The 4995-nt window shown below is 69.0% G+C and carries 4 protein-coding genes; 1 reads left to right on the top strand and 3 read right to left on the bottom strand.

Going from position 1 to position 4995, the window contains the following annotated elements; genetic code table 11:
- The 3 genes from VMJ70_01430 to VMJ70_01420 all read right to left on the bottom strand — a co-directional run.
- Positions 1-1394 (bottom strand): PorV/PorQ family protein (locus VMJ70_01430; GenBank protein HTO89768.1); only part of this gene is annotated, 1394 nt, incomplete at its 3' end.
- A 17-nt stretch (positions 1395-1411) separates the two neighbouring features.
- Complete coding sequence (locus VMJ70_01425; protein HTO89767.1) at positions 1412-2422, bottom strand: fibronectin type III domain-containing protein; 1011 nt, start codon at positions 2420-2422, stop codon at positions 1412-1414.
- Positions 2422-3285: a fibronectin type III domain-containing protein gene (locus tag VMJ70_01420; GenBank protein ID HTO89766.1), complete on the bottom strand. Its 864-nt coding sequence runs from the start codon at positions 3283-3285 to the stop codon at positions 2422-2424. The genes VMJ70_01425 and VMJ70_01420 overlap by 1 nt, the downstream gene beginning before the upstream one ends.
- A gap of 645 nt (positions 3286-3930) precedes the next feature.
- Between VMJ70_01420 and VMJ70_01415 the strand changes: the two genes are divergently transcribed.
- The coding region (locus VMJ70_01415) for a PilT/PilU family type 4a pilus ATPase (GenBank protein HTO89765.1) at positions 3931-4995 on the top strand (1065 nt) is incomplete at its 3' end.

The raw sequence follows: 4995 nt of genomic DNA, 5'->3' as shown, positions 1-4995 counted from the left end.
GCCCCGGCCGCCGGCGCGGTCACTGGAGCCACGCTCGGGGCGGCGGCCTTCGAAGCAGCCGATGAAACATTGGTGGGCGCCGGAGCCTGGATCGCGTTACTCGACGACGCAGGCGGTGTCACCTTCGCCACAGGTGCATTTCGATCCGGCGCCACGATGGAAGTCGGGGTGCTGGGCTTCGCGGCCACGACGCTCGCCGCCGTCGCGCTCTTCGCGGGAGCCGCGCTGCTGCTCGCAGCGGTCGCCGGCGCAGAAGACGTCGGCGCCGCGGCCTTGCTCGATGCCGAAGCCGGCTTTAACGCCGCAGTCGAGGTCGCGACCGTCGCGCCCTTGGCCGACAAGCCCGCGCTCCCCGTCTTCGCAGTCGCGGCGCTCGAAGTCTTCGCCGGCCTCGCGCTGGTCTTCTCGACCGACTGCCCGCTGGTCTCGCGCGAGACGCGCGACGCGCTCGGATCGCTGCCGCCATTCATGAATCCGGGGTGATACGTCAGCCCGAATCGATGCTGGCCGTTCCCGGCGTCGCCGCCGGTGATGTAGCCGTAATCGAACCAGAAGCCATTGGCGCCCGCGCCCATGCCGAAGGTCGGTCCGCCGAGCGGCTCGCCGGCGGCCGCGTTCATCTCCTGGCGGTAGCCGGTGCGCAACGCGAAGCGATCGTGCCACCGCCACTCGACGCCGCCGCGCACGTCGCTGTAGTAGGCGGTCGGGAAGTTGGCGTCGAGCGCGAACGTGAGGCCCGAGAGCGGCAGCGAGTAGGCGACGCCCAATCCGTAGTTGGTCGGAAAGTCGTAGAGCAACCCGCTGTAGCTCATCTTGCCGAACGCGTTCTGCGCCGCGGCGCCGAAGCCGAACGCTCCCGCCTGGATGCGCATGCCGAGGTCGAAGGTGACGCCGCCCCCACTCACGTCGCCCAGCTTCTCGCTCACGTACTTGGCGCCCACGCCGATCGACCCCAGCGGCCCGATCGCCTGCGCGAGCTGAAATCCCAGCGCCATGCTGGAAGCGTTGAACGAGCCGGTCGGATTGTTGAACGCGTCGCGGCCGTCGAAGCTGCCGTCGCCCTGATAGAGTCCGGTGAACGCCCAGCGCGTCGGGCTGAAGCCGAAGCGACCGCCACCCGAGACCCACTCCTGCGGGCTCTGGCCGGCGAGGCTCGAGTGCGAGAACACGTATTCGGTGGAGCCCAGCCCACCCAGGGCCGCGGCGTTCCAGGCGGCCGCCGAGAGATCCGAGCCGAAACCGAGCGTCGCGCCGCCCATGCCCAGCACGTCCGCGCCCGCGCCCACCGCGAGGAAGTTGGCGGCGGTGGTACCGGCTTTGTCGATGCCGGCCTGCGCGGCGAGCGGCGTCACGAGCAGCAGCGTCGAGATCAGCAGCGTCACGTTCCGTCGCATGTGCTTCTCCACCGGGCTCACGGCTGGCGTACCAGCTTGATGGCGCTCTTGCGGTCGCCCGCGATCAGCCAGGCGCGATACACGCCGGGCGCCACTTCGACGCCTGCGTCGTTGTGGCCGTCCCAGCGCACGCTGCCGTCCGTGCAGCGCGGCGCGCTCGCCACGTCGAGCCGGCGCACGCGGAATCCGCCGCTGCTGATGATGTCGATGAACATGCCGTCGCCGCTGCCCGCGCTCGTGATCGGCAGGCACACCGCGTCGCCACGCTTGCTGGGATTCGGATAGGCGGCCGACAACGCGTCGGTGACCGTCGGCGGCGGCGCGCTCGACAGCTGCACCTGGGCCGCGGCGCTGCGCGCGCTCTCGTTGTCGCTGTTGTCGGTGGCCGTGACCTCGTACCAGACACTCGAGACGCCGGCGGGCACCGCGGTGTCCACGTAGCTGAGCCCGGTCAGTACCGACGAACTGATCTTGCTGTAGGGGCCGCTCGAAGCGGTGGCGCGATATACCGAATAGCCCTGCAGGTCGGGCTCGGAGTTCGCGCTCCACGAGACCTGCACATTGGCGCCGGCCTTTGCCGCACTGACGCCCGAAGGCGCCGCGGGCGGTGCCGTGTCGTAGACCCAGTTCCACTGCACCACGTTCGAGATCGGCGCCAGATTGCCGGCGTCGTCCTCGGCGCGGATCGCGAAGTAGTAGGTGGTACCGCTGCTGAGCCCGCGCACCACCACGCTCTGGCGCGTGCCGGAAACCAGCGGCGAGGGTAGCCCGGAAACGTCGGTCGCGCTCGCCCAGTTGCCGCTGGTGATGGTCGAGGTCGACATCTTCATGTGATAGAGCGTGGCGGTGCCGATCGAACCGTCGTCGCCGGGCGCGGTCCACTGCAGCGTCACGCTGTCCGCTCCGGCGCCCTGCGCGCGTGCCAGCAGCGGCGCGAGCAGCACCAGCGCCGCGCCGACCAGCGCGGCCAGCCAGATCCGCACGTCGATCCGGCGGCGCCGGCGGGGAGCGAACGAGCCGATCGTCATCAGCGACCAACCTCGGGCGCGCGTTCGGCGCGGTCGACGGTGTGCCAGGCCAACCAGAAGAAGCCCACCGCCAGATTGGCGATCCGCGCCGGAGGCATGGTGTCGGTGGTGGAAGCGTTCGCCACGTTCGAGATCGCCGACGGATTGTTCGAGTCGTCGGTGACCTTCATGGCGAAGTAGTACGCGCGTTCGCGGCTCAAGCCCCGAACCGTGAAGGTCTGGGTGGTGCCGGCCGCGGTCGGAGCAGGCTCGCCGGTGGTCGTCGTCGCCGAGGCGAAATTGGCGGCGGTGATGGGCGAGGTCGAGTAGCGGATGTCGTAGCTGGTGGCGGTGCCGGTCAGGCTGTCGTCGCCGGTCGCGGTCCAGCTCAGCGTCGCGGTGGTGTCGGTGACCGACGAGACGCCGAGATTCGCGATCGCGAACGGTCGGATGGTGTCGGGTGCCGCCGCCGTGGTCTTCGACACCGGATTCGAGACCAGCGACCAGTTGGGAACGTCGTCGGCGGTCTTGAGATTGAAGTAGTAGGTGGTGCCGGGATTGAGACCGGTCACGACCACGCTCTGGCTCGTGCCCGGCGCGGCTGGCGCGGGCATGCCGGTGAAGCGCGCCGCGGAATTGAAATTCGCCGCGGTGATCGGCGAGGTCGAATAGCGCAGATCGAATTGGGACGCGGTGCCGAGCAAACTGTCGTCTCCGGGCGTGGTCCAGGTGAGCGTCACGCTGTTCCAGGGCGACTGAGCCTGCGAGGGCGATGCGGCCCCCAGCAGACCTGCGACGATTGCGACGATGAAACCGAAGCGGGCCCGCATCGAGTCCTCCTCGCCCATCTCTCGCGCGAGTCGTTCGCGCTCGATGGGGTTCAAGTGCCGCGAATTCAGGTCCGGGATGCAGAGTGCGGCGCCGAGTCGGACTCGGACGTCCTGTTCCACCGCGGGCACCAAGTAGAAACGCCAGGTCGCGCGATTCCACCCAGGGCCGCGCGCGAGGCAGCAGGAAGTGTGCCCCGCAGCGGGCGTTAGCGGCGCGGGCGGGACCGATGGGCGAGCGAGCGCGAAGTCAGCGGCCCGGATGCGCCTTGGCGCCGGAAAGCCGCTGAACCGCTGGCGCCCCGGCCGACTGTAGGGCCGGTGAAAAGTGTGGATCCTGCAATTGCAAATCCGGGAGTTGCAATGACCTCGCCCCTCCCGAGCCCAAATCGGGCGGAATGAGAGACGCCGGCAGCCCTCTCCTGGAGAGCCGCGCGATCGAGCTTTGACACCCCCCTTTCCGGCTCCTATCCTTGGCGCCACGTTCCTCGTTTCGGCTGCACCGCGGGACCGGGGCAGTCCGAAGGGAAGCGAGTTTTCCGCGCCCTCCCTGCCCGCTCCGGTGCGCATCGGAGCAAACCCTTAAGGCGCTGGATGACGGATTCGGCGACGCGCGGGAAGTTCCGGCGCGTCCGCGGACGCCTTGATGCGGGAGTGAGCCCCCAAACGCCCATGATTTCCGTGCCCTTGGAGCGAGAGGATGTGCTGCGCCGCGCCGCCGCGCTCGGCGCCTCGGACCTGCTGATCACCGCCGGCCATCCGGTCATGGTGCAGGTCGCGGGGCGCCTCCAGCCGCTCGAAGGCTGCCCGGTGCTCGCCCCGGAGGACTCGAAACGCCTCGGCGAGAGCTTCCTCGATCCGGCCTCGGCCGAGCGCTTTCAGCGCGATCTCGAGCTCGACACCCGCTGCACGCTCGAAGGCATCGCGCATTTTCGCGTCAACCTGTTCATCCAGCGCGGCGCATGGGCGGCGGCGATTCGCGTGATCCCGATGCGCATTCCGCTGCCTGGCGAGATCGGGCTCGCGCCGCATGCGGTGACTCGCCTGCTCGGCATCACGCGCGGACTCGTGCTGGTGACCGGGCCGACCGGATCCGGCAAGTCCACCACCATCGCCTCGCTCCTGGAGCAGGTGAACCAGCTGGGTCCGCCGCGGCATGTCGTCACCATCGAGGACCCGATCGAATTCGTGTTCGAGACGCGCAAGGCGGTGATCGATCAGCGCGAGGTCGGCACCGACACCCGCAGCTACGCGCGCGGTTTGAAGGGGGCGCTGCGGCAGCTGCCACACATCATCTTCGTCGGCGAGATGCGCGACATCACCAGCATGGCGATCGCCCTGACCGCCGCCGAGACCGGCAATCTCGTGATCTCGACCATGGCCACGCAATCGGCGGCTCAAACCGTGACGCGCATCATCGATTCGTTCCCGCCGCATCAGCAGGCGCAGATCCGCTCGCAGCTGTCGCTCACCCTGCGCGCCGTGGTCTCGCAGATCCTGCTGCCAAAATCCGACGGGCGCGGCCGCGTGGCGGCGCGCGAGCTGATGTTCGTCAACCAGGCGATCCAAAACTTGATTCGGGAAGACAAGCTGCACCAGGTGACCAACGCCATCTCGACCGGCGCGCGCGACGACATGCTGGCCATGGACGACTCGCTGGCCGAGCTGGTGGATCGCGGCACGATCTCGTTCGAGACCGCCTATCCGTTCTTCGAGGACAGCGAGAAGCGCGCCTCGCTCCAGCGGCGCACCTATCGCGTGGCCAAC

Origin of the sequence: Candidatus Sulfotelmatobacter sp., from assembly GCA_035498555.1 — a bacterium.
Classification (GTDB): Bacteria; Eisenbacteria; RBG-16-71-46; order RBG-16-71-46; family RBG-16-71-46; genus DATKAB01.
The sequence above is the reverse complement of the archived record's forward strand: the minus strand, read 5'-3'. Positions and strand labels throughout refer to the sequence as shown.